Raw genomic sequence first — 755 nt, 5'->3', positions numbered from 1 at the left:
ATCGGCGATGGTCATCTGGCCGGTGGTCTTATCGACCTTGACCTTACGGCCCGACGTAGATGCTTCTACTTCCAGATTGGAGTTGGTTTCAATCGTGGTTGGATTCGTGCCGACTTTCACCTGAGCCATCAGGCCGGAAGAGGTCAGCAGGGCCACTACAAAGCAGGCCGTACCGAGTAGTTGTTTGGGTGTCATTGGAAATCGTGGGGTTGAACTTTAGATGAATAATTAGTAGGGAAACGGTAAGGGAGAAAAGTTCTTAGAATACCTTATAGGCAAACCATTCATGGTAATTTTTACCACTATTTGCTCGCAATGTCATGGCGGTAGGCGAAGTGTTGATGTAATTCACCTGAACGGTTTTAGGGGCATCCGTAATGGTAACGTATCGAACGCCAGAGGAGAAGCAGTTATAGGCTCCAACTATTTGACTTTCCTGATGATTGACAAGACCCGGTATAATAACTCCAAACCAGTCTATGGCCCTTACAGCAGTAGGATTGGTAGCATAATCACCAATCACGGCCCAGCTTAATGCATAAGTACCGTTGACCGGAAAAGTAATGCTTACATTACCGAAGGTAGAGCCTGTTCCGGTAGGCTGAGAAGGTAGTGTAACTACGCCATCATTCGTATACGTTATCGTCGCTTTAACCAGTTGCGAAGCTTGCCAGCTAGCCCCACCATTCGCATCGGAAGTAAGCACTTTATCGACTCCTTGCGTACCATCGGCGATGGTCATCTGGCCGGTGGTC

Annotated in this window: 2 pseudogenes; both read right to left on the bottom strand. The window is 47.9% G+C overall.

Annotated elements, in window-relative coordinates:
• Positions 1-195, bottom strand: a pseudogene (locus tag BWI93_RS12755) (hypothetical protein); the annotation flags it as partial.
• A gap of 64 nt (positions 196-259) precedes the next feature.
• Positions 260-755: pseudogene (locus BWI93_RS12750) on the bottom strand (hypothetical protein); the annotation flags it as partial.

Source organism: Siphonobacter sp. BAB-5385 (assembly GCF_002261125.1).
GTDB lineage: Bacteria > Bacteroidota > Bacteroidia > Cytophagales > Spirosomataceae > Siphonobacter.
The sequence above is the reverse complement of the archived record's forward strand: the minus strand, read 5'-3'. Positions and strand labels throughout refer to the sequence as shown.